At 53.6% G+C, this 358-nt stretch carries 1 pseudogene; it reads right to left on the bottom strand.

Annotation, left to right across the window (positions count from 1 at the left end):
* Window positions 1–358, bottom strand: a pseudogene (locus APU02_RS19890) (phage major capsid protein); the annotation flags it as partial.

The raw sequence follows: 358 nt of genomic DNA, 5'->3' as shown, positions 1-358 counted from the left end.
TTCGGCGTGAACTCAATTTCGCTGTATGGTTTCTGAGTATTCTCAGGAACCACCTTCGCGTTGTTGGTAAAACCTGTCTGCTGCACCCAGAAAATAGCCGGGGAGGAAGTGCGGCCAGGTGCAATCAGATCACGGATAAACAGGCGCTGCTTCGGTGCAGTATCGATACCCGGCAGGCGCTGCGGTTCCACAACCCCTTCAGGAACATCCGCAGAAGTCAAAGCAGCCTTCACAGGGATGCTGATACGTTTGCCACCTTCAACACCGGCAGCAAAAGTTTTCAGCGCTTCAGCAGAGATCACCTGCTGACCGATTGATTCCACAACCTGTTTCGCGTTTGCCAGCGGCATCTGGGCAA

Origin of the sequence: Citrobacter sp. 50677481 (assembly GCF_001463265.1) — a bacterium.
In the GTDB taxonomy this organism is placed as follows: domain Bacteria; phylum Pseudomonadota; class Gammaproteobacteria; order Enterobacterales; family Enterobacteriaceae; genus Citrobacter_A; species Citrobacter_A sedlakii.
The sequence above is the reverse complement of the archived record's forward strand: the minus strand, read 5'-3'. Positions and strand labels throughout refer to the sequence as shown.